The sequence below is a fragment of the Serratia plymuthica NBRC 102599 genome (genome assembly GCF_001590925.1).
Taxonomy (GTDB): Bacteria; Pseudomonadota; Gammaproteobacteria; order Enterobacterales; family Enterobacteriaceae; genus Serratia; species Serratia plymuthica.
Map to the genome: position 1 here is coordinate 49,255 of NZ_BCTU01000014.1, position 22,175 is coordinate 71,429.

Sequence of the window (22,175 nt, forward strand, 5' to 3'; positions counted from 1 at the left end):
TTTGCTATGTTAGCCCGCTGATTACGCTCTGTTGCCACTAGCCGGATAAGTCTATGTTTACCCATAAAGCAATCGCCGAACTCAACGCGCTGGAAATGATGGTTTATAACTACGTCATCAAAAACAAGAACCCGGTGATGTACATGACGATCCGCGAACTGGCCGAGGCCGCCGGGGTGTCTACCACCACCGTGTTGCGCTTTTGCAAGAAAATGGGGTGCGAGGGATATTCCGAATTCCGTATTCGTTTCAAGCTGTATCTGGAACAGGCGGAAGTGGTGCCGATGGATTTTGGCACCAGCGAAATCATCAGCTTTTTTAAAAGCATCAACAACGACGAGTTTAATCAGCAAATCGATCAGGCGGTGCAGCATATCGCCGCGGCGGAACGCATTATTTTCGTCGGCGTAAGCACCTCGGGCGCGTTGGGCAGATACGGTGCACGTTTCTTTTCCAACGTCGGGAAATTCAGCACCCATATTGACGATCCTTATTACCCGATCAACAGCGATATGTATAAAAGCGCGGTGGCAATTATGCTTTCGGTCTCCGGCGAAACCGAAGAGATCCTGCGTCTCGCCAGCCAGTTCAGCCTGCATCACTGCAAAATTGTCAGCATCACCAACAACGAAACCTCGTCGCTGGCAAAAATTGCGGACTTCAACCTCTCCTACCACGTCCCCCAACAGCTCATTGCCGGCCAACATAATATCACCACCCAGATCCCGGTCATTTACATTATTGAAACCATCGGCAAGCGGCTGGGGAATATTAACTCTGCAAAATAAAACAGCCTGTTTTTTTAATGTGACAAGTTACCGAAGCGCTAATTTGTTATATCGTGACTTTTAATTCCAGCTTGCTACTCTATTCTCAGACGCTAACAAAATAGCCTTTCATTAATAAACGAATGAGAATCCAACAATGAAACAGCAACAGTTACCGAAAGATTTTCTGTGGGGGGGCGCCGTCGCCGCGCACCAGGTTGAAGGCGGTTGGGATCAGGGCGGTAAAGGCCCAAGCATTGCCGACGTGCTGTCGGGCGGCTCGCACGGCGTGGATCGCGTGATGACCGATGGCGTATTGGAAGGTTATAGCTACCCTAACCACGAAGCTGTGGATTTCTACGGCCGCTATAAGCAGGACGTGGCGCTGTTTGCCGAAATGGGCTTCAAATGCTTCCGCACCTCAATAGCCTGGACGCGCATCTTCCCTAAAGGGGATGAGCTGGAGCCGAACGAAGCCGGCCTGCAATTCTACGACGATCTGTTTGATGAACTGCTGAAATACAACATTCAGCCGGTGATCACCCTGTCCCACTTTGAAATGCCTTATCACCTGGTGAAGGAATACGGCGGCTGGAAAAACCGTCAGGTGGTGGATTTCTTCGTGCGTTTCAGCGAAGTGGTGCTGCGCCGCTATCAGCACAAAGTGAAATACTGGATGACCTTTAACGAGATCAACAACCAGAGTAACTACCAGTATCCGCTGTTTGGTTACTGTTGCTCGGGTGTGGTGTACGGCGAAGAACAAAATCCGGAGCAAACGCTTTACCAGGTATTGCACCATCAGTTCGTCGCCAGTGCGCAGGTAGTGAAACTCGGTCACCAGATTAACCCGGAGTTCAAGATCGGCTGCATGCTGGCCTGCGTGCCCTTCTATCCGTTCTCCTGCAAGCCGGAAGACGTCATGTACAGCGTCGAGGCGATGCACCAGCGCTACCTGTTCACCGACGTACAGGTGCGCGGTTACTACCCGTCTTACCTGCTACGCGACTGGCAGCGCAAGGGGTTCCAGATTGAAATGCAGCCGCAGGACGAGCAAACCCTGCGCGAAGGTTGCGCGGACTACATCGGTTTCAGCTACTACATGAGCAATGCTTTGCAGGCGGATGCGCCAAGCAGCAGCGACGCCATGTTCGGCTTCCCGGGCAACGTGCCGAACCCGTACGTTAAAGCCTCCGACTGGGGCTGGCAGATTGACCCGGTTGGGCTGCGTTATTCGCTGAACGTGTTGTATGAACGCTACCAGAAACCGCTGTTTATCGTTGAGAACGGTTTTGGCGCCTTTGACAAAGTAGAAGCCGACGGCCAAATCAACGACGACTACCGCATCGACTACCTGAGCGCGCATATCGAACAGATGAAGAAAGCGGTGATCGAAGACGGCGTAGATCTGATCGGTTACACCCCTTGGGGCTGTATCGACTGCGTGTCCTTCACTACCGGTGAGTACGGCAAGCGTTACGGATTTATCTACGTCGACAAGCATGACGACGGCACCGGTACTCTCGAGCGTTCGCGCAAAAAGAGCTTTGATTGGTACCGCAACGTGATCGCCAGCAACGGCGAGCAGCTTTAAAAATCACGGTTTTTTCTTATGAAAACGCGAATGAGCCACAGCAATGTGGCTCATTTTTATTGGGGTTTTGTGTAGTTAGTTGTCCCTTTTTCAGATGGTCTTTAAAATATACAGATAGCCTTTACCCCTGAATAATCATCTAAAACTGACTTTACTTAAAGTCAGTGTATGATTGTCCTTATCTATGGATATATAGAAATAAGGTAAAACTTCATCTTTCCTCGTCCATTTTTCAGACGACCCATCATGCGATGATACTTTGTACCCTAAAGTGATTAGATGTTTTTTGACATCTGACAAAATTGCGTTATCACTGTAGATAATACTACTTTCTCTTGATTGACCACCATCCTGGGCTATAAATGTAAAATAATACGACACATCCCCTTTTGGCGCAGATCTGATATCTTTGTCCGTATATAGATAATATGCCCATACATTTGACTTTGTATACCCATCTTTTTCCTCCGCCACCTTCTGCATACTAAAGTCGAAAAGAAAAAAAATGATAAAAATGACCAGAAAGCTAAATAATATTTTCTTCAATTTATTGGCCTTATTATTACTCAATAGAATTTATTATTCCGCTTTTATTACTGGTACGAATAACAATGTCTTCATTTGGGGTGAATTTATATGGGGTAACTTGCATCATAAATCTAGGGAGTTGCCCTTTATAAGGTTTGTGGCAGGTGAATTTTTCCGCAGGATCAGGGAATAGAAGTGGTAAAAACCCAGTGTTTTTATAACGTCCGATAGGTCCATAGTGATCCCATCGGCGAAGCGCAGATTCTTTGCAAACAATCTTCAACTCCCCCCAATATATACGAGGGAAATTAACCCGGTAAAAACCGAATAAATCAGAAATAAGATCTTCACCACTGAACCCACTGTCAGTATACCAGCTAAAAAAAGGCATTGATTGCCAGTTTTCGAATGCAACAGCAGTGCTCATCATCATAGCCAAAGCTATGCTTCGTCTTTCAGCTGGTGTTCTGCCTTTTTTTATCTGCCAAACGTTAAAACGCCCAGTTGCAAACCGGCTGAACGCCATTTTTTGTTCATAACGCACTTGGTAATAGGGTTTACCATTTGATTCGCCAGTGGAAAAACTGGCCATAAGAGCACGTACGTCATCACCTCGAGCATGGCCCATGTCAATCCAACCCAATATTTCTGAATAAACAAGTCCATGACGAATTACTTTTTCGGAACCAAATCTGGATATATCCAGAATATCTTCGCGCTTACTCATCCATGAGATCCCTTTTTGATTAAAATACACCGATAATAATAACTATCGAAATTGAAATATCAGTGACCGAAAACGAAATGTCAACAAGTGAAGTAGACAACCGTGACCGACATCCAGCTTCCTTTACCTCTGCAGAATATCGCATTTATTTTCTCTCATTACATAACCTCAGGTTATGTAAAAAGCCACTAAATGTCACTTTATCGTAACACTTCGGCTTGCGTAGACTCAGTGTGGGGACAGGGTTTCTCCCCTTCGCGCTGACATAACAACAAAACAGATCAGCCCTTTGTATCCTGCCTATGCCATGAGGATTTCCGCATGAGCCAGATAAATGAACTGTACCATCGCAACTACGATCGGCACCCGCCGGCGCTGGTGCCGGAATATAAAACCAGCGTGCTGCGCTCGCCGAAGAACGCATTGATCTCGCTGCAAAATTCGCTATCAGAAATCACCGGCCCGGTGTTCGGCCAGCATGAATTGGGGGCGCTGGATAACGATCTCATCCTTAATTACGCCAAACAGGGTCTGCCTATCGGCGAGCGTATTATCGTGCACGGCTATGTGCGCGACGAAAACGGCCTGCCGTTGCGCAATGCGCTGGTAGAAGTGTGGCAGGCCAACGCCGGCGGGCGTTACCGCCATAAAAAGGATCAGTATCTGGCACCGATAGACCCTAATTTCGGCGGTTGCGGCCGCATGCTGACCGACGATAACGGCTATTACTTCTTCCGTACCATCAAGCCCGGACCCTATCCGTGGCGCAACCAGGTCAACGACTGGCGCCCCGCCCATATTCATTTCTCGTTGTCCGGCGACGCCTTCGCCCAGCGGCTGATCACCCAAATGTACTTTGAGGGCGATCCGCTGATTGCCAGTTGCCCAATCGTACGCGCCATCAAAAATGACGATGCGGTGCGCTCGCTGATCGCCGGGTTGGATAAAACCGCCTCGATTCAATTGGACAGCCTGGCTTACCGCTTCGATCTGGTGCTGCGTGGCCACCGCGCTACGCTGTTTGAAAACCGTCTGCAGGGGAAAGCATAATGCCGCAACAGTATCTGCCGGAAACGCCGTCGCAAACCGCCGGGCCTTATGTGCACATCGGCCTGGCCCCCTTTGCCGCCGGCTTCGACATCTTTGAAAACAACTTTAATCACGTTCTGACCCAGCCGGAAACCCAGGGCGAACGTATCACCCTAGAAGGCCGAGTGTTTGACGGCAGCGGTTCGCCGATCCGTGATGTGCTGCTGGAAATCTGGCAGGCCAATGCGCACGGCCGCTACAACCACCCGGGTGATCAACAGCACGAGAAGCCGCTGGACAGCGCTTTTCGCGGTTGGGGCCGCAGTTGTTCGGATTTTGAAACCGGCCACTATCGCTTTGAAACCATCAAACCCGGCGCAGTTTGCGGACGTGACGGCCGCCTGATGGCACCGCACGTTAATCTGTGGATCGTCGCGCGCGGCATCAATCTTGGGCTGCATACCCGGATGTATTTTGCCGACGAAGATGCCGCCAACCGGCAAGATCCGGTGCTGAATCTGATCGAACTGGAGGTACGCCGCAAAACGCTGATTGCTCACTCCGAGCGCCGTGGCGACGAACTGGTGTATCGTTTTGACATTGTTATTCAGGGCGATCGCGAAACGGTGTTCTTCGACCTGTAGTTCCTGCCACCGCCGCGGCCGCAAAAAATCTGCACGCCAGTGCAAATATGCGGCCGCCGTCACTTGTTGCCGCAGGGGAAAACTCCCTACACTGGGGCATGAAAAAAGCCAATTTATTTATGCAGCGCATGCGCTTGCGCCACATCAACGGGTTTGTCGCGGTTGCACAGGAGCGCTCACTGAGCCGCGCTGCCGACAAACTGAGTCTGAGCCAACCGGCACTGTCGAAAACGCTGAGTGAACTGGAAGCCTTGACCGGTAATCGCCTGCTGGTACGCAGCCGACAGGGAACCCGCTTGACCGAACAAGGCGAACAGTTTTTGGGGTATGCCACGCGGGTGCTGGAGGCGCTGACCGCCGCCGGGCACGCGCTGGACAGACTGGACGACGCACCGGCGCGGGTGCTGCGTATCGGCGCATTGCCGACCACCGCGCTGGGCATGCTGCCGCAGTCGATAGGCCAGTATCAGCAGGCGCACCCTTATTCGCGTATTCAGGTGATCACCGCCAAAAATACCGAACTGCTGACGCAGCTCAAAGCAGGCGACATTGACGTGGCGATTGGCCGCATGGCCGAACCGGAAATGATGAGTGGGATTGCCTTCGAACTGTTGCTGCTGGAATCGTTGCTGATGGTGACACGCCCTGGGCACCCTCTGTTGAGCGAGACCATCACTCTCGAGCAGGCGCTGAGCTACCCGGCCATTTTGTCGCCCAAAGGCACGGTGCCGCGCCACAATACCGAGAACCTGTTATCTACCCAGGGGTTCAGCCTGCCAGGCCAGTATATCGAAACGCTGTCGGCCTCTTTGGCGCGCCAGATGACGTTGCAATTTGACTATGTGTGGTTTGTGCCTTCCAGCGCAGTTAAAGCCGATATCGCCGCCGGGCAGCTTATCCCCCTGCCGCTGCCCACTCAGGGCATGGAGGAAACGGTGGGCATTTTGAGCCGTAATGACGGCGAACTCAGTGAAGCGGCGCTGGCGTTTATCGCCACCGTGCGCCGCGTTGCCAACGCCAAAGGTTCCGCTTAGCTCGCCTCGCTATCCTGTTCGGCGAACACCTCTTCCGCCAGATGGAATGCCGAGTTTGCCGCCGGCAGGCCGCAGTACAGCGCGCTTTGCATCAATACTTCTTTGATTTCCTCGCGGGTCACGCCATTATTTGCTGCCGCTTTCAGGTGCATGCGCAGCTCGGCTTCGCGGTTAAGGGCGATCAACATGGAAATGGTGATCAAGCTGCGGGTGTGGCGCGCCAGCCCCGGCCGGGTCCAGATCTCCCCCCAGGCGTAGCGGCTGATAAAATGCTGAAATTCCTCGTTTAACGGGCTGAGCCGGTCAAGACTGCGATCAACGTGGGCATCCCCCAGCACGGCCCGCCGCACCTCCATACCCTGCTGATAACGTTGCTCATCATTCATATCGTTTTGCTCCTGCGGTTAACCGGGATGCCTGTTCCAGCACCCGTTGAGTAAATGTCTGCGCGCTGCCGAGGTAATGCTGCGGATCCAGCAACACCGCCAGCCGCTGCGGGGTTAAATGGGCCATTACCGTACTGTCTTCCAGCAATACGTCGAGCAACGTCCGTTGCTGCGCCAGCGCCAGATGGCACTGTTTTTCAATCAGCTGATGCGCCTGCTGGCGGCCGATAGCTTCGCCCAACGCCATCGTCACGGCTTCGGCCATGATCAACCCACCGGTTAACTTCAGGTTATGTTGCATCTGCTGCGGGAACACCTGCAAACCGGCGATCAGATCGCCCGCCGTGTGCAATGCGCCCGCCGCCAACATCACCAACTCTGGCAAGCTTTCCCACTCGGCGTGCCAGCCGCCCAGGCCACGTTCATGTTCCTGCACCATCGCGGCATGCAACCCGCCGACCAGCGCCGGAACCCGGTTGGCCGCCGCGAGGATCACCGCGCAGGCCACCGGATTGCGCTTATGTGGCATGGTGGAGGAACCACCGCGCCCTTCTGCCGCCGGTTCGGCGACCTCCGCCACTTCGGTTTGCATCAGCAAAGAGATGTCTCGCGCCAGTTTGCCCAGCGTGCCGGTTAAACCGGCGTACCAGCCGGCAATCTCCAGCAGCCGATCGCGCTGGCTGTGCCAGGGCGTATCCGCCGCGCTCAGTTGCAACCGCACGGCCAATGCGGTCGCCAGCAGATCACCTTCTTCACCCAATGACGCCAACGTCCCCGCCGCGCCGCCCAGTTGCAGCGCCAGCACCCGCGAGCGCATTTCATCGAGCCGCTGCCGGTAACGCAGCAAAGCATCCAGCGTACCGGCCAACTTTAACCCCAGCGTGGTCGGCAGCGCGTGTTGCATCCAGGTGCGCCCAACCAGCACGCAATCCTGATGCAGAGTAATTTGTTGTACCAGCGCCGCTATCAACCGGTTCAGATCCTCTTGCGTGAGGGTGATAGCCTGCCGCAGTTGCAGCATCAAACCGCTGTCGATAGCGTCCTGACTGGTCGCTCCCCAGTGAACAAAGCGTGCGGCACCGGCATCGCGCTGCGCGACCAACGCCGTGAGTTGCTTTACCAGCGGGATCGCCAGATTGCCGGCCTGCGCCGCCGCCTGCGCCAGCGCGGCGCTGTCTATTAAATGACTGTGGCAACAGGCGGCGATGTGTTGTGCGGCGTCTGGCGGAATGATCCCCAACCCGGCCTGCGCGGTGGCCAGCGCGGCTTCGAAATCCAGCATGCCCTGCAGGGTGGCGGTATCGCTGAAACATTCGCTAACCGCTGAAGACCGCAACAACGGCGTCAGTAATTCCATAAATTCTCCGACCTAAAAGGGGCTTTTTCCGATGATGGCGCGACCCAAGGCAGGGCGCAAGAGCGATAAACGCTACTTTGGGCGATAATCGAAACATTGAACATCTTTCTGCTGCCGGTTGTGTTTTTTGTGATCCCGGTTGGGGTCAGCTCATCTGAAAAGGTGAGCCAACGTAATTTTCCGCCAGTACGGTCATGGCACTGCGAGACTTGACCGTATATTGCAGTTCCGACAGCTGCAGCCTCTGCTGGAATGGGCTGCCGTCAGGATGGGTATGCAGCATGTTGGTCATCCACCAGGAAAAATGCTCGGCGCGCCATACCCGCTTGAGGGCATCGTCGCTGTAGCTGTCCAGCCGCCGCCAGCTTTTGCGCAGATAAAACGTCTCCAACGCTTGTGACAGCAGGCAGACGTCCGCCATCGCCAGGTTTAACCCCTTCGCCCCGGTCGGCGGCACGATATGCGCCGCATCCCCCGCCAGCAGCAGGCGCTTGCAGCGCATGGGTTCAGTGACAAAGCTGCGCATGCCAACCACGTTTTTCTGGAAAATACGGCCTTTTTTCAGCGACCAGCCGTCGTGATTTTCCAGCCGGGTTTCCAGTTCGTTCCAGATGCGATCGTCCGACCATTGATCGACGTTTTCCGCCGGATCGCACTGGAAATACATCCGCTGCACGCCTGCCGACCGGGTGCTGATCAGTGCAAAGCCGCGTGCGTGTCGGGCGTAAATTAACTCATCACTGGAAGGCGGCGCCTCCACCAGAATGCCGAACCAGCCGAAGGGATAGGTCCGGGTGTAATCCTGGCGCAACCCTCCGGGCATCGCCGCCCGGCTGATACCGTGAAATCCGTCGCAACCGATAACGAAATCGCAGCTTAGTTGCCGCTGTTCGCCGGCGTGGCGGTAGTGAACCTGCGGCCGTTCGCTGTCTAGCGCCTGTAATGACACCTGCTCAACCTCAAAATAGAGCTGGGCCTGCGCCGCTTGCCGTACGGCGATCATATCCTTCAACACCTCGTGCTGGGCATAAACGGTGATCGCCCGGTCAGTGAGCTCGGTGAGGTCTATCCTGTGCTGTTGCCCGCCAAACGCCAGCCGAATGCCGTGGTGCTGCACGCCTTCTCTGCGCATCCGTTCGCCGAGCCCGGTTTGGTTCAGTAAATCTACCGTGCCCTGCTCGAGCACCCCGGCACGAATAGTGGATTCCACCGCCTGTTGGCTGCGCGTCTCCAGCACCACGGACTCAATACCCTGCAGATGCAGCAGGTGCGATAACATCAATCCGGCGGGGCCGGCGCCGATAATGGCGACCTGTGTACGCATGCTTATCTCCTTACACTTTACAGCGCTTTGTTGAGCGAGCCGGGCAGCACCGGCGTTCGGGTGGAAAAGTGTTTGATCATCAATGCCACTGCGGCAACCAATGCGGGAATGGCCAGCAGAGTGAAAATGGTGCTGAACGACAGCTGCATTTGCATCAACACCCCGCCGCTCATGGCGCCAAGGATGCCGCCGAAGCGCCCCAACCCCAGCATCCAGGCCACGCCGGTCGCCCGCCCCTGGGTCGGATAAAAACCGGCGGCCAACGCCGGCATTGAGGACTGCGCACCGTTCATGCAGGTACCGGCGATAAATACCGTCACCGCCATCAGCACCGGATGGGTATAAACGTAACCAATCGCGCAGACAAACAGCCCGGTCAGCAGATACCCTACCGCCACCACCTTATGGGGGTTCATTCGGTCCATCAGCCAGCCGATGATCAGCACGCCAATGCCGCCGCCCAAAGGAAACAGTGCGGTAATCAGCGAAGCCTGGCGGATGGAGGCGCCGGTTTCGCGGATCAGCAGCGGCAACCAACTGGTCAGCAGATAGAAAATCATCAGGCCCATAAAGTAGGTCAGACACAGCATCAACGTGCCCATCAGATAGCGTTGGGAGAAAATCACGCCCAGCGCCGATTTCGCCTTCACCTGGCCACTTTCACTCAGGGTAAAGCGCAGCGATTCCGACAAATTGACCGGTGCTATACGCTTGAGCACCGCAGCGATGCGTTCGCGGGGGTAACCGCGCACCACCATGAAACGAGCGGATTCCGGCAGGGCGACAATTAACACTACCGCCAGCAGCAGCGGCATTACGCCGCCCAGCACCATCACGCTCTGCCAGCCAAAGTGCGGGATCAACCAGGCGGAAACGAAACCGCCCATGGAGGAACCGAGCGGGAAGCCGCAGAACATCAGGTTCACCAGCAGCGCACGTTTACGTTCGGGCGCATATTCCGACATCAGGGTGGCGGCATTCGGCATCGCCGCCCCCAGGCCCAGTCCGGTTAAAAAACGCAGCAACGTCAACATGGGTAGCGAGGTGGCAAACGCCGTCAGCAGGCTGAAACCGCCAAACAGGATCAGCGACATCACCAGCACCTTTTTGCGGCCAATGCGGTCCGCCAGCGGCCCGGCGGTCAGCGCGCCCACCGCCAGCCCCACCAGTGCGGCACTCATAACCGGCCCCAGCGAGGTCTTCTCAATCCCCCAGTCCTGCACCAGCGAAGTGGCGATAAAACCTATGATCGCAGTATCGAATCCGTCCAGCGCCACCGTTAAAAAACACAGTATCAGGATCATCCACTGATAACGGGAAAAGGGTTTGTCATTGATAAACGACTGAATCTCTAAAGTGTTCTGATCGGACATTGGCGTTTCCTAAGTTGGCCTGGCGAAGAATGCCCGGCGGGAACGGCCAGACGCGACGCTGGCATAATCGCTTTTTGTGCGATTATCGAAACTTGGTTCGTTAATCGACATTTAAATCAAAACACCGCCAACAATAAGTTTCAATATTGTTAAATTAATTAGCGTGCGATTACCGAACGAGAAAACGTCAAACTTTATGTAAAGTTTTTATTTTCAAATGGATGAGTGGGTTTTTCGCAAAATGGAATGAATGGTTTTCTGTGAACTGATTAACATTGATGAAACATAATTTTCAGCCGCGCACCGGCCTGATTAACCGGCGCGCTGCCTCAAGGATCAAATGCTCTTGGCGATTTCGCCTGTAGGTAACTGGGCCTGGCGATTATAGCCCCGGATGCCCTTAAGGAAGATGGCGCAAGCGGTGATCACCGCCGGAATGGCGATAATGGCGAAGATGCGCTCGAACCCCCACCCCAGCGCCAGCATCTCTGCGCCGGCAAAGGCGCTGAGAATAGCGCCAATGCGCCCGACGCCATGCATCCAGCTGGACCCGGTCGCCCGCGCCTCGGTCGGGTAATAGTGCGCCGACAGCGCATTCATGCCGGTATTGGCGCCGTTCAGGCAAAAACCGCAGGCCAACGCCAGCGCGCCGAGCATCACGCTGCTGTGAGAAGCCAACCCTATCATCACCGTGAAACAGGCGCCCAGCAGGTAGATCACACCCAGCGCCCGATGGGGATTAACCCGATCCATCAGCCAGCCGGCAAACAGCGAGCCTGCGGTGCCGCCGGCCTGATACAACGCCGTAATCACCGCCGCTTGCGCCACGCTCATTCCAATGCCTTTCACCAGCGTCGGCAGCCAACTGCCCAGCAGATAGACCAGGAACAACGCCATAAAATACCCCAGCCATAGCATGATGCTGCCAAAGCGGTATTGAGGCGATACCACAATCTGCATCGAGCCTTTACCGGGGGCAACCAGCGGCGGCAACGTGTAACGCGTGTTGGCGTCGGTACTCCCCGGAGCCAGTTTTTCCACAATTTTGCCAATGCGTTCAGGGCTGGCGCGCTTGGTCACCAGGAATCGCACCGATTCCGGCAACTTGGCGAGCAGCAAAGGTACGCTAAGCAACGGCAGTATGCCCCCCAGCAGCAACAGCGCATGCCAGCCCATCTGCGGGATAATCCATGAGGCGGCAAATCCCCCCAGCGCAGCGCCGAAGGTAAATCCACAGAACACGACGGTGATAATGAACGATCGTTTCTTTTCCGGTGCATATTCGGATATCAGGGTGCCGACGTTCGGCATCGCCGCTCCCAGCCCCAGCCCGGTCATGAAGCGGAAGAAAATCATTTGATCGATATTCTGCGAAAATGCGGTGATCAGCGTCCACAAACCAAAAAAGAACACGCTGTTGATGATAATCACCCTGCGGCCCATCCAATCAGCCAGCGGCCCGGACAGCAACGCGCCTATCGTCAGGCCGATCAACGCCGCACTGATCACCATGCCAAGCTGATGATTGCCAACGCCCCATTCGCTTTTCAACTCCGGCGCGATAAAGCCCATCAGGGTAATGTCGAAACCGTCCAGTGCAATAACGATAAATCCAAGCAAAACGATCAATTTTTGATACCCGGATAACGGGCGATCGTTAATCAGTGTGCGAACATCAATTTCGTTTGAAGCCACAATGTCTTCCTCCGTACAGTCGGCTCAGGCCGCAAATGTCGTTATAAGCGTCGGGACTGTCTCCGCGTCGCTGTGTTATTCGCTTTACGGCCACCAGGGCTACAGGCGCAAATGAATGCAAATGTTCGATAATCGCACCAACATTCAAATATCGCACTTCCAATGTAAGAACTCTCAAGCGAGTCGGCAACGGAGGGTATCGATAATCTGGGCGGTTATCGAACCCATTGGTACGTTTGTCGCCAAGTTAAAACACCGCTCTACCGAGAGCCGATACTACAAAACGCTGAAAATTAATGTAATTAATAACCTTATTGCCAGGTGAAACACCAGCGCAGCGGCGAAAAATAATGTTGTCGAAGTGTGAGGAAGATCATTATGACGATGCCAATACCCGCGAAATGGTTAACATTCAGGCAACATGATACCGATCACAAATCAAAAATAGCCGGTTTACATAAGGTACCAAATGGTTCATTTTCCCTTCATGCCGTCATCCACGGCGACCCAGCCCAGACACGGAGAAACCATGAATAATGACCCACAACGCCCCCCGCTCTATTTGCTCGCCCTGCTGGGCCAAGGCATTCAGGGTTCGCTGTCACCGCAACTGTACGAACAGGAGGCCCGTCGGCAGGGACTGCGTTGCGCCTATCAACTGCTGGATTTCACCCAGCGCGGCTGGGCCGACGACCGCCTGCCGGAAGTGCTCGACAGCCTGGCGCTGTTGGGTTTCACCGGCTGCAATATCACGCATCCGTTCAAGCAACAGGTCATTCCCTGGCTGGATGAGCTGTCGCCGCAGGCCAGCGCCATCGGCGCAGTCAATACCGTGCTGTTCCAGAATGGCAAACGCATTGGTCACAACACCGATTGCGACGGGTTTATCACCCACTTCAGCCAAGGATTGGCGGGCGAAAATATCCATCGAGTGGTTCAGGTGGGTGCGGGCGGCGCAGGCTATGCGGTAGCTTATGGCCTGCTGGCGCACGGCGTCGACCATTTGATGTTGCACGACCGTGATCCGGCGCGTAGCCACAGCTTGCAACAGCAGTTGGCGCGGCATTTTGGCGAGCAGCGGATTAGCGTGACGGAAAACGTAGCCGGGGCGTTGGCCGACAGCGACGGCCTGGTGCAGGCTACGCCGATCGGCATGACAGGCCACCCCGGCATGCCGGTGGATATCGACTGGCTGCAACCGCGCCACTGGCTGGCAGACGTGATTTACGTTCCCCGGGAAACCGAACTGGTGAAAAAAGCCCGCGCCAAAGGCTGCCGGGCTATTGTTGGCGACGGCATGGTGGTGCACCAGGCCGCGCTGGCGTTTCAGCTGTATACCGGGCACGCGCCGGATACCGCAAGCATGAGCCAGGTATTCCAGCAGGCCGGCTAACCAGAACGGGCGCGGTCAATGTGAACCGCGCCCTGCTATCACCGCAATTGCCTCATCGCCGCCAAACGCGCTGCACCATTCACCGCACCATACTGGGCGTACCCGCCAAGCCTTTGCAGCAATTCAAAGAAGAAGCGCCCTTCGGCAAAGGGTTGGCTGTAAACGTGCAGCAGTTCGCCGCCCTGCGCATCGCGATCGTAGAGGATATGGTGCTGCGCCAGCCGGGCGATAAAGGCGTCATCGAGATCAAAACGGGCAGCCAGATCTTCGTAGTAGTTATCGGCGATGGTCAACAGCCGCATCCCCTTGGCTTTGGCTTGTTCAACCGCCTGAAAAATATCCCCGGTCGTGAACGCAACGTGTTGTAACCCTGCGCCGTGGTAAGTCTCCACCGTTCTGGCGCTGAGCGTCGCGCTGCTCTGCGAGACGTTAAGCGGCAGGCGGATACCGTTACAGCGGCTGTGCATCACCCGGCTGTGCACCAGCCCGTAAGGATCCGGCAGCAGTTGTTCGCCGTCCGGTTCGAAACCCGGCACGCAGCGCAAAAACATCACCCAGTTTTTTAAGGCGCTTTCAGGCATCGCCACCGCCAGATGATCGATACCCTCAAGTTCAAAAACACAGCGCGATGGTCGTTCGCGCAGATGGAAGTCATCCTGATAAATCGCTGCCTCGCCGCCGTTTACCGGGGTCTCGACCAAATAAATCAGGCTGCCGTCGGGCGCGCACAGCGCCGGAATACGGTGTTCGTTAGGGCCAACCTGCCCCTGATAGACCGGATAACCGAAGTCATGCGCCCGCTGCAGCAAAGCGGACGGATCCGCCACCCGCCAGGCCACTGCGCACAGCGAAGCGCCATGCCGTTCACGGTAGTCATCGGCGAAAGAGTCGTTTTGCTGGTTAAGGATGATGCGAACTGCACCGTTCTGATACAGCGTCACCGCCTTGGAACGGTGTTCACCGCGCAGGCTGAACCCTATTTGCTGCAGCCAACCGGCCAGACTTTCCGCTTCCTGCCGGTTTACCGCAAACTCGATAAACTCGATCTGCTGGCTTTCGGGCAAAGGCGCGCTGCGGAACAGGTCCGGTGTGAGCGGCTGAGTGGCGGCCACCTGTTCTTCCAGATACAGCAGCGAGCGCAGGCCGTCCTGCGCCGTTGGGGCGCTCGGCGTAGCGCGAAAACCGTCGTTGAAAATCTCCAGCGACCAGGGGCCGGCGTAACCTTTTTCGACCAGGCGGCGGGCGAACTCGACCAGCGGTAATTCCCCCTGGCCGGGGAAGCAGCGGAAATGCCGGCTCCATTCGATCACTTCCATGTTCATCAATGGCGCATCGGCCAATTGCAGGAAACTGATTTTCTCCGCCGGGATATCGTCCAGTTGGTCGAGGTTGTCGCCCAAGGCCAAAATATGAAAACTGTCCAGCACCAGCCCCAATGCCGGGCTGTCGACGGCGCGAACCCGTTCCCAGGCCTGGCGATAGCGATTCACATGCCGCCCCCAGGCGAGCGCCTCGTACCCCACCACGATGCCCTGTTGCTGCGCCAGGTTTGCCAGACGCCCAAGATCCTCAATCTGCAGATCAATATCGGCAGAGCAGTCGGGCGCCACATTGCTGCACAGCAGCATGCGATCGCAGCCCAGCTCCTGCATCAGCGCAAACTTGCGCCGCACGCGCTCAAGGTTGGCCGCCAGGCGGTCGCGCGGGCCGCCCTCAAAGTCGCGGAACGGCTGGAACAGCGTAATCGCCAGCCCAAGATCCTGCGCCAGCCGACGGATATCCGCCGGTTTGCCGGGATAATACAGCAGGTCGTTTTCAAAAATCTCCACGCCGTCAAAACCGGCGGCGGCAATCGCTTCCAGCTTTTCCGGCAGGGTTCCTGCAATGGATACGGTGGCTATAGAACGAAACATGACTTTTCCCCTTTGCGACAGTGGTTACAAATCGGCTCGCCACCGTTAAAGGGGGAAACGGGCGGCGGCATATGCAACTATAAATGAACCATAAGGTTCATTGTGTCAATGTGCCGCCCGCGAACGTTGACAACTCTTTAACCAGGATCACAAAAGCGCCGTCACTGCGCAGGAGATCAGATGTTATTTCAGCTTAAGCATCTTCCCGAGCAGGATATCCGTGGGTTCGAGTATGTCCGTATCAATCCCTGCCGAGGGTGTGAAGGTCAATTCACCAAAGATGACTTTGCCATTGGTGATATAGAAATCAACGCGGACAAATTCAAAGGGCGCAGACAGTTTCCTGGCGTACTCAAACAGCTCATCGTAACCTTCGGGTTTCACAAAAGCGTCGATCTCTTCCTGGCTGAGCGCCAGGCAATCTTGGCTATAACAAAGAAACTTGAAGTCTTTATCGAAAAAATAATATTTAGGCATGCCGGTTTCTCTGCCGACACACAGTAACGTGCAGTAAGGAACACCATGGAAACAGTATATTTTATAATCATCAGGGCCAGCGCCATTAGATGACTCTATGAATTTCTCACCTATTATTTTTTTATTGATGTTCTTATAATTTAACTCTGCATAGACCTTCCAATAGTCCTCGCGCATCCAGTTTTCGATGGTTTTCGATGTTTGCACCCGATCCAATGAACTTTTATCCTGACAAATCAGGTTGTAACCCGAACCGTGGTTACCCTTAATCACGAACTTGTCAGGTAAAGACTCCCACGGGATCTCCTGAACCGAATCGCAGGCGAAGTAAAGTTCATTGAGAAGTTCTTCACATCCCTGCGCTTTCAAATACTCCCTAACTGCGTATTTATCCGCGCATTGCGTGACCAGTGCGTTGTTGCTGTAATTGTTAAGTTTAAGATAATTTATCTTCTCGTTCCATGTCGAAGGAGGCTTTAAATTTAACGCTTTCCCGAATGCCTTCTTATATATAAGTTTGGTCTTGAACGTCGGCGCGAAAGTAGCCAATTGATTCATGATGAATTTATTAATGTGTTTTCTCATGCAACCTGTCTCATCATTTGATAACAATATTAAAGGGGTGACCAAGCGGCCATCAAGGGATTTAAAGCGACGGGTTGTTCTTGCTCACTGCGCCATTGAATCATCGCCGGAGTGGTGCTCAAATCAAATTGGTTGTGGCCTAAAGCTCGATTGAGAATACGTGCCGATCGCCAGGCCACCAGGCTAAGCTGCGGATCGGCAATGCCGTGGTGATGCATGCTGGCGTTAACGGCAAACAAGCAATTCTCATGTTCCTCTTCCCGCTCAAGGGTAAAATCAGAAGCGATACGGTATTGTCCATCGGGGGTGGTTAACAAACGATCAGCCAGTGAGTCAAGAAATGCCGGGCGGACCTGTTCATAGCCGGTCGCAAAAATGACCACGTCTGCATCAAAGCTTTCTCGCCCTTGATCAAGGTGATGCAGCGTCTCTAACCGATAAGCATTATCTTTGGCATTAAGGGCCGTAACTGAACGGCTGGGCAGCAGGCTCACCCATCGTTTCTCGCGGAGTACGTCGAAGTGGTGATACATGGCGCGGTAAATTGCCAACAGAGACTCGCTGGTGATCCCATCGGAAGTCATCTTTTGTTCTTGCAGCATGTGTTCTTTGGCTGAGTGGCCGAGCGTGTAGAAGTTGTCGACATAATCTGGCGTAAAATACTCGTTGGCAAAGGCGGCTTCATCAAGTGCGTTGTAGTTGTTGCGCCGAGATATCCAGCCAAGGTGTTCTGGTCGGCCCCATTCCCCTTGGAAAATATTCAAGAACAGGTCAGCACCGCTTTGACCGCCGCCCACAATGACCACGCGTTTTCCGGCAAGGTTTGGCTGGCGCAACATCATTTCGCTGGCGTGAAAGCATTGATCATTTTGTTCGGTCACACAGTTCGGCAGTTTGATTTGCTTGCCTATGCCCACACACAGGTGTTTAGCGTAAAGCACGTCATTCTGGGTGGAGACGACAAACTGCCTCTGTTCGTCATCAAAGTCCACGCGGCGAACCTCTTGGTTGAACATCAGCGAATCCAACCCCGTTGCCGCCCAGTTGAGATAATCGGCAAACTCTTCGCGCGACGCAGTACGCTGTTCAGTCGTCAGGAAGCGGTAGAACTTTTTACTCTTCACCAGATAGTTGAGAAAACTATAAGGGTTGGTTGGCGAAACGGCGGTGACCAGATCCTTCAAAAAATGGGTCTGCATATTGCTATCTGCCAGGATCATACCGGGGTGCCAGGAAAAGTGCGGTTTGCGTTCGAGGAATTTGCAATTGAAACCCTCGATTTCGCTTCCAAGCGCAGCAAGACTGAGGTTGGACGGGCCGATACCAATGCCGATAAAGTCCAAACGCTGGTTCATTGTGTGTGCTCCTGTGTGAATAAATCTATTTCCCAAAAATACATCATGTGGCTGGATGAAATAACGCAACGAGCTTTCCCAATGGCATTGGGATTATTGACGCCATCAGAATCACGTCCTGCATTATTGTTGCCAAGCCCGAACGCCTGCCATTGACGACTGCAAGATAAAAATAACGGATCCATTGCGTCGTTTTGTTTCAATTGAAATTGTCACTCATCGTATTTTGACAAATGAATCTCAAATCAAATAAAAACAATTTTCAGCGCTATGAAAAGAGAATGCTTTAGGAGACACTGTCGAGTTGATGGAATTCGACGGATTGACCGAGGAATTCATAACATCTCCCTATGTTAATTTGCATATTCCGCATAGCATCATCCTTAATGAGACATTGCCGAATCAGAGTATCGCTAAAGCTGAAATCTGGCATGTGAAAAAGCATAAAATTAAAGTCAACACGCAGGTTATCAATGTGAAATTAAAAGTGAAATCGTCAATATTCATGAAATTTCACTTTGGTTTGGCCTCTTTCGCACCTAAAACCTGGGTTGCTACGTCAACAAGAAACCAATAAAACATAAAAATTCAATACATTACAATCAGGTGATTAAAAATCAGCCGTTGCACCTGACCTTGCGCAATGCCTGTGCAATTTCTATCCATTCACATCTTCGCAGGCGATATTGTGAGCAATTTGAAATCCAAAATCGGATTCTTCATCCTGAATTCGTCATTTTTTACCCGAGAAAAAGCGTAATCAGCGGCGTTGAAAATTTAAAAAAACACTTTTCCGTACGCCATGCCGTCAGTTTGTGTACAATACTTTTTAAATCCGGCTTAGGGTTCCATCTCAAATTCAACTTCTGTTCAGATTGATATATTCTCGGCTCCGTGATTATAAGCAAGAAAGTAATCTCTTATTAATGTCATTCCCTTTTCGACTCAGGTTCTTTCTCTACACAGCCTATTCCCTCCTTGCATTAACGCCTATTCGACGATCGTCGCTCAACATCCCGACGCCCCGCCATGCCTCTTTGAGCAACATGATGGCGCTCACAAAAGCGCTGACGTGGCAGATTGTATTACCGGGTTACCCCGGTTACTCTTAACCGGTGTCCCCAAAACGATAAGTGACTGATGTGTTGAACAATGATGAGATCCCCGCGACCAAACGCAAAAATGACCCCGTTGGTCTGAAGCAGCGAATTTTCGCCGGGGCGCTGTGTGAGTTTGCCGAGGCGGGCCTGAAAGGAGCTCGCATGGAGAATATTGCCGAGCACGCGTCCACCACCAAACGCATGGTGGTTTATCATTTCAAGAACAAGGAGTCGCTCTATCTGGAGGTGCTCGAGCACGTATATCAGCATATCCGCGCGCACGAATCCGCGTTGGATCTGCAAGCGTTGCCGCCGGTAGAAGCGATGACCCGGCTGGTTGAAGAAAGCTTCAATTACCATGCGGAGCACCCTGACTTTATCCGTGTGATTTGCATGGAAAACATGCTGCGTGGCCAGTACATCCGTCAGTCACCGCGCATCAAGGCACTGAATCAGAGCGCCTTAACCTTGCTGGAAGATATTTTGCAGCGCGGCAAGCAAAACCGGGAGTTTACTGCAGATGCCAGCGCCGCCGACGTGCACCGCTTGATCAGCAGCCTGTGTTTCCACTATGTTGCCAACCAATACACCTTTAATACGCTATTCGAAAGTCATGAACCGCCGGAGGATCAGGTTATCCATAACCGGCGGCTGGCCGTCGTGGCGACCCTGCGCTATCTGGCGCTGTAGTCTTTGAAACCGGGAGCCTGAATGGCCAAGACCTCTGCCGGCGACAACATCGCCACCCATGACATTTCGCTGTCCGCCGCCAGCGGCGATCCTTTCAAGGGCGATCCCAACTTTATGGCCTCGTTGGCGCGGGGGTTGGAGGTGATCCAGGCCTTTACCCCGCAACGCCGCCTGATGTCGATTTCGCAAATCAGCCAGAAAACCGGCATTCCGCGCGCTGCGGTGCGCCGTTGCCTGTACACCCTGAACAAGCTGGGATTTGTCTACGCGCAGGACGGCAAAAACTTCGAGCTGCGCCCGCGTATTCTGACGCTGGCTCACGCCTATCTCGGCTCGACGCCGTTGGCCAAAGCTACCCAGCCGGTGCTGAAACACATCAGCCAATTGCTGAATGAATCCTGCTCCATCGCCACGCTGGACGGCGACAACATTTTGTATATCGCCCGCGCCTCCGCCGAGCGCATCATGACTATCGATCTGAACATAGGCAGCCGGCTGCCTGCATTCGCCACCTCGATGGGGCGCGTGCTGCTGAGCCATCTGCCGGCGGATAAACGGGATGATTACCTGCAACGCATCACCCTGATGCGCTATACGCAGTACACCATCGGCTCCATCGACAAACTGCGCGAGGAGCTGGATAAAGTCCGCGCGCAGGGGTATGCGATTAACGATCAAGAGCTGGAGATCGGGCTGCGTTCCATTGCCGTGCCGATCATGTCGGCCAACGGCAGCGTCACCGCCGCGTTAAACGTCGGCGTACAGGCCGGCCACGTTCCGGTAAGCGAATTGACCGAACGCATCCTGCCGATCCTGCTGGAAGGTGCACAAGAGCTTTCGCTGCTGACGCACTAACCGGCCTCACGTGCATTGGCCAGGTATTTCGCCATCTCCGCCTCTGGCACCATGCCGCCGCCGGTAGCCCATACCAGGTGAGTGGCCTGGTTCATCTGCCGTTCATCCAGCCCGTGTTCGGCCAGCCATTCGGGGCTAGCCGCCACCCGCCACGGCCCCGCCATGCCCGCCAGCGCCGAAGGCTCCAACTGAATGTGCTCCTGACGATCCAACAGCCCCAGCAACGCGAACATCTCGCTATCGCTTAAGGTGTAAAAACCGCTGAGCAGGCGTTCCATGGCGCGGCCGACAAAACCGGAGGCTCGCCCAACTGCCAGCCCGTCCGCTGCGGTTTGATTATCTATGCCCAGATCCTGCACGGCGATCCGGTCATGCAGCCCGGTATAGACTCCAAGCAGCATGCACGGCGAGTGCGTCGGCTCGGCAAAGATGCAGTGAACGTGATCGCCAAAGGCCAGTTTCAACCCAAAGGCTACCCCGCCTGGCCCGCCGCCGACACCACATGGCAAATAGACAAACAGCGGATGCTGCGCGTCAACCTCAATCCCACGCTCGGCGAACTGCCGTTTCAGGCGACCACCTGCCACCGCATAGCCCAGAAACAGCGTTTGCGAGTTTTCGTCATCGATAAAAAAGCAGCTCGGATCGTTCGCCGCTTGCAGCCGGCCCTGCTCAACGGCAACGCCATAATCTTCCTCGTACTCGACCACGTTGACGCCATTGTCACGCAGCTTTTGCTTTTTCCATTCGCGCGCGTCCGCCGACATGTGCACGCTAACGCTGAAACCCAGTCTGGCGCTGATGATGCCGATCGACATCCCCAGATTGCCGGTTGAGCCCACGGCAATACGATAACGGCTGAAAAACTGGCGGAACTCTTCCGAGAACAGCTTGCTGTAGTCGTCCGTAAGCTGTAACAGCCCCGCCGCCAACGCCAGCTTTTCCGCATGCGCCAGCACCTCATAGATGCCCCCGCGCGCCTTGATTGAGCCGGAGATCGGCAGATGGCTGTCTTTTTTCAGCAGCAGATGACCGCCGAGCGTCACACCATAGCGTTGGTCGAGCGCAGTTTGCATCGCCGGAATGGCGACAACCTCAGATTCGATCACGCCGTTGGCGGCCCGGGTTTCCGGAAAAGCGGCGCTCAGATAAGGGGCGAAGCGCGCCAACCGCTGCTCAGCATCGGCGACGTCGTCAGCGCCCAACCCCACGTACGGCAACCCCGCCTGCAAGGTCGTTGCTCGCGGGTTGAACCAGGTTATCGGTTTGAGGTCGATCAGGTCCTGTACCAAAGGGAATTGCGTAACCCACTGCTGAATCTGTGATTTATCCATTATTATTCTCTACGC

18 protein-coding genes are annotated in these 22,175 nt (G+C 54.4%); 8 read left to right on the forward strand and 10 right to left on the reverse strand.

Annotated features, from left to right (window positions below; all coding sequences use genetic code 11):
* Positions 1 to 53 precede the first annotated feature (53 nt).
* Both SPL01S_RS10615 and SPL01S_RS10620 read left to right on the forward strand, forming a co-directional pair.
* On the forward strand, positions 54 to 788 hold the full coding sequence (locus SPL01S_RS10615) for a MurR/RpiR family transcriptional regulator (protein WP_062870900.1): 735 nt from the start codon (positions 54 to 56) through the stop codon (positions 786 to 788).
* Between the two features lie 136 nt (positions 789 to 924).
* Entirely contained in the window at positions 925 to 2,361 is a 1,437-nt protein-coding gene (locus SPL01S_RS10620; protein ID WP_004944739.1) for a 6-phospho-beta-glucosidase, read from the forward strand.
* Positions 2,362 to 2,923: 562 nt separating this feature from the next.
* Here SPL01S_RS10620 and SPL01S_RS10630 read toward each other — a convergent pair.
* Positions 2,924 to 3,616, reverse strand: coding sequence for a hypothetical protein (locus SPL01S_RS10630; protein WP_063199528.1), 693 nt, complete (start codon positions 3,614 to 3,616; stop codon positions 2,924 to 2,926).
* 321 nt (positions 3,617 to 3,937) lie between these two features.
* On the opposite strand from SPL01S_RS10630, the gene pcaH reads away from it, so the two are divergent.
* From pcaH to SPL01S_RS10645, 3 genes are all read left to right on the forward strand, one after another.
* Positions 3,938 to 4,666: a protocatechuate 3,4-dioxygenase subunit beta gene (gene pcaH / locus SPL01S_RS10635; protein WP_063199531.1), complete on the forward strand. Its 729-nt coding sequence runs from the start codon at positions 3,938 to 3,940 to the stop codon at positions 4,664 to 4,666.
* The gene (gene pcaG, locus SPL01S_RS10640) at positions 4,666 to 5,289 is read left to right on the forward strand and encodes a protocatechuate 3,4-dioxygenase subunit alpha (protein WP_063199534.1); all 624 of its coding nucleotides are present in this window, start codon (positions 4,666 to 4,668) and stop codon (positions 5,287 to 5,289) included. The genes pcaH and pcaG overlap by 1 nt, the downstream gene beginning before the upstream one ends.
* A 98-nt stretch (positions 5,290 to 5,387) precedes the next feature.
* Positions 5,388 to 6,323: a LysR substrate-binding domain-containing protein gene (locus tag SPL01S_RS10645; protein ID WP_063199537.1), complete on the forward strand. Its 936-nt coding sequence runs from the start codon at positions 5,388 to 5,390 to the stop codon at positions 6,321 to 6,323.
* On the opposite strand, the gene pcaC is transcribed toward SPL01S_RS10645, so the two are convergent.
* The 5 genes from pcaC to SPL01S_RS10670 form a co-directional block, all read right to left on the reverse strand.
* Positions 6,320 to 6,709 carry a 4-carboxymuconolactone decarboxylase gene (gene pcaC, locus SPL01S_RS10650; protein ID WP_063199540.1) on the reverse strand — a complete coding sequence of 130 codons (390 nt, stop codon included), beginning with the start codon at positions 6,707 to 6,709 and terminating at the stop codon, positions 6,320 to 6,322. The two genes, SPL01S_RS10645 and pcaC, sit on opposite strands and share 4 nt — an antisense overlap.
* Positions 6,702 to 8,066: a 3-carboxy-cis,cis-muconate cycloisomerase gene (locus SPL01S_RS10655; RefSeq protein ID WP_063199543.1), complete on the reverse strand. Its 1,365-nt coding sequence runs from the start codon at positions 8,064 to 8,066 to the stop codon at positions 6,702 to 6,704. The genes pcaC and SPL01S_RS10655 overlap by 8 nt, the downstream gene beginning before the upstream one ends.
* Positions 8,067 to 8,211: 145 nt before the next feature.
* Entirely contained in the window at positions 8,212 to 9,390 is a 1,179-nt protein-coding gene (locus SPL01S_RS10660) for a 4-hydroxybenzoate 3-monooxygenase (RefSeq protein ID WP_063199546.1), read from the reverse strand.
* Positions 9,391 to 9,407: 17 nt separating this feature from the next.
* A complete protein-coding gene (locus SPL01S_RS10665; RefSeq protein WP_063199549.1) occupies positions 9,408 to 10,763 on the reverse strand; it encodes an MFS transporter in 1,356 nt (451 codons plus the stop codon).
* Between the two features lie 336 nt (positions 10,764 to 11,099).
* Positions 11,100 to 12,461, reverse strand: coding sequence for an MFS transporter (locus SPL01S_RS10670; RefSeq protein ID WP_373282282.1), 1,362 nt, complete (start codon positions 12,459 to 12,461; stop codon positions 11,100 to 11,102).
* A gap of 526 nt (positions 12,462 to 12,987) precedes the next feature.
* Between SPL01S_RS10670 and SPL01S_RS10680 the strand changes: the two genes are divergently transcribed.
* Positions 12,988 to 13,851: a shikimate dehydrogenase gene (locus SPL01S_RS10680; RefSeq protein ID WP_062870910.1), complete on the forward strand. Its 864-nt coding sequence runs from the start codon at positions 12,988 to 12,990 to the stop codon at positions 13,849 to 13,851.
* Between the two features lie 38 nt (positions 13,852 to 13,889).
* Here the strand turns inward: SPL01S_RS10680 and SPL01S_RS10685 are convergent, their stop codons facing one another.
* The 3 genes from SPL01S_RS10685 to SPL01S_RS10695 all read right to left on the reverse strand — a co-directional run bounded on the left by SPL01S_RS10685 (position 13,890) and on the right by SPL01S_RS10695 (position 18,181).
* The gene (locus SPL01S_RS10685; RefSeq protein WP_063199554.1) at positions 13,890 to 15,764 is read right to left on the reverse strand and encodes a bifunctional sugar phosphate isomerase/epimerase/4-hydroxyphenylpyruvate dioxygenase family protein; all 1,875 of its coding nucleotides are present in this window, start codon (positions 15,762 to 15,764) and stop codon (positions 13,890 to 13,892) included.
* A 183-nt stretch (positions 15,765 to 15,947) separates the two neighbouring features.
* Complete coding sequence (locus tag SPL01S_RS10690) at positions 15,948 to 16,826, reverse strand: ATP-grasp fold amidoligase family protein (RefSeq protein ID WP_063199557.1); 879 nt, start codon at positions 16,824 to 16,826, stop codon at positions 15,948 to 15,950.
* Between the two features lie 29 nt (positions 16,827 to 16,855).
* Positions 16,856 to 18,181, reverse strand: coding sequence for a lysine N(6)-hydroxylase/L-ornithine N(5)-oxygenase family protein (locus tag SPL01S_RS10695; RefSeq protein ID WP_063199560.1), 1,326 nt, complete (start codon positions 18,179 to 18,181; stop codon positions 16,856 to 16,858).
* Between the two features lie 1,142 nt (positions 18,182 to 19,323).
* Here SPL01S_RS10695 and SPL01S_RS10705 point away from each other — a divergent pair.
* Together SPL01S_RS10705 and SPL01S_RS10710 are read left to right on the forward strand one after the other, a co-directional pair.
* Positions 19,324 to 19,971 carry a TetR/AcrR family transcriptional regulator gene (locus SPL01S_RS10705; RefSeq protein WP_063199566.1) on the forward strand — a complete coding sequence of 216 codons (648 nt, stop codon included), beginning with the start codon at positions 19,324 to 19,326 and terminating at the stop codon, positions 19,969 to 19,971.
* A 21-nt stretch (positions 19,972 to 19,992) separates the two neighbouring features.
* A complete protein-coding gene (locus SPL01S_RS10710) occupies positions 19,993 to 20,826 on the forward strand; it encodes an IclR family transcriptional regulator domain-containing protein (protein WP_020439094.1) in 834 nt (277 codons plus the stop codon).
* Here the strand turns inward: SPL01S_RS10710 and dsdA are convergent.
* The gene (gene dsdA / locus SPL01S_RS10715; protein WP_063199572.1) at positions 20,823 to 22,160 is read right to left on the reverse strand and encodes a D-serine ammonia-lyase; all 1,338 of its coding nucleotides are present in this window, start codon (positions 22,158 to 22,160) and stop codon (positions 20,823 to 20,825) included. The two genes, SPL01S_RS10710 and dsdA, sit on opposite strands and share 4 nt — an antisense overlap.
* Positions 22,161 to 22,175: the final 15 nt, after the last annotated feature.

What these genes read in the sequence shown, in the direction of transcription:
- SPL01S_RS10615 (WP_062870900.1), top strand. Translation starts at nt 54, where the DNA reads ATGTTTACCCATAAAGCAATCGCCGAACTCAACGCGCTGGAAATGATG.
- SPL01S_RS10620 (WP_004944739.1), top strand. Translation starts at nt 925, where the DNA reads ATGAAACAGCAACAGTTACCGAAAGATTTTCTGTGGGGGGGCGCCGTC.
- SPL01S_RS10630 (WP_063199528.1), bottom strand. Translation starts at nt 3,616, where the DNA reads ATGAGTAAGCGCGAAGATATTCTGGATATATCCAGATTTGGTTCCGAA.
- pcaH (WP_063199531.1), top strand. Translation starts at nt 3,938, where the DNA reads ATGAGCCAGATAAATGAACTGTACCATCGCAACTACGATCGGCACCCG.
- pcaG (WP_063199534.1), top strand. Translation starts at nt 4,666, where the DNA reads ATGCCGCAACAGTATCTGCCGGAAACGCCGTCGCAAACCGCCGGGCCT.
- SPL01S_RS10645 (WP_063199537.1), top strand. Translation starts at nt 5,388, where the DNA reads ATGAAAAAAGCCAATTTATTTATGCAGCGCATGCGCTTGCGCCACATC.
- pcaC (WP_063199540.1), bottom strand. Translation starts at nt 6,709, where the DNA reads ATGAATGATGAGCAACGTTATCAGCAGGGTATGGAGGTGCGGCGGGCC.
- SPL01S_RS10655 (WP_063199543.1), bottom strand. Translation starts at nt 8,066, where the DNA reads ATGGAATTACTGACGCCGTTGTTGCGGTCTTCAGCGGTTAGCGAATGT.
- SPL01S_RS10660 (WP_063199546.1), bottom strand. Translation starts at nt 9,390, where the DNA reads ATGCGTACACAGGTCGCCATTATCGGCGCCGGCCCCGCCGGATTGATG.
- SPL01S_RS10665 (WP_063199549.1), bottom strand. Translation starts at nt 10,763, where the DNA reads ATGTCCGATCAGAACACTTTAGAGATTCAGTCGTTTATCAATGACAAA.
- SPL01S_RS10680 (WP_062870910.1), top strand. Translation starts at nt 12,988, where the DNA reads ATGAATAATGACCCACAACGCCCCCCGCTCTATTTGCTCGCCCTGCTG.
- SPL01S_RS10685 (WP_063199554.1), bottom strand. Translation starts at nt 15,764, where the DNA reads ATGTTTCGTTCTATAGCCACCGTATCCATTGCAGGAACCCTGCCGGAA.
- SPL01S_RS10690 (WP_063199557.1), bottom strand. Translation starts at nt 16,826, where the DNA reads ATGAGAAAACACATTAATAAATTCATCATGAATCAATTGGCTACTTTC.
- SPL01S_RS10695 (WP_063199560.1), bottom strand. Translation starts at nt 18,181, where the DNA reads ATGAACCAGCGTTTGGACTTTATCGGCATTGGTATCGGCCCGTCCAAC.
- SPL01S_RS10710 (WP_020439094.1), top strand. Translation starts at nt 19,993, where the DNA reads ATGGCCAAGACCTCTGCCGGCGACAACATCGCCACCCATGACATTTCG.
- dsdA (WP_063199572.1), bottom strand. Translation starts at nt 22,160, where the DNA reads ATGGATAAATCACAGATTCAGCAGTGGGTTACGCAATTCCCTTTGGTA.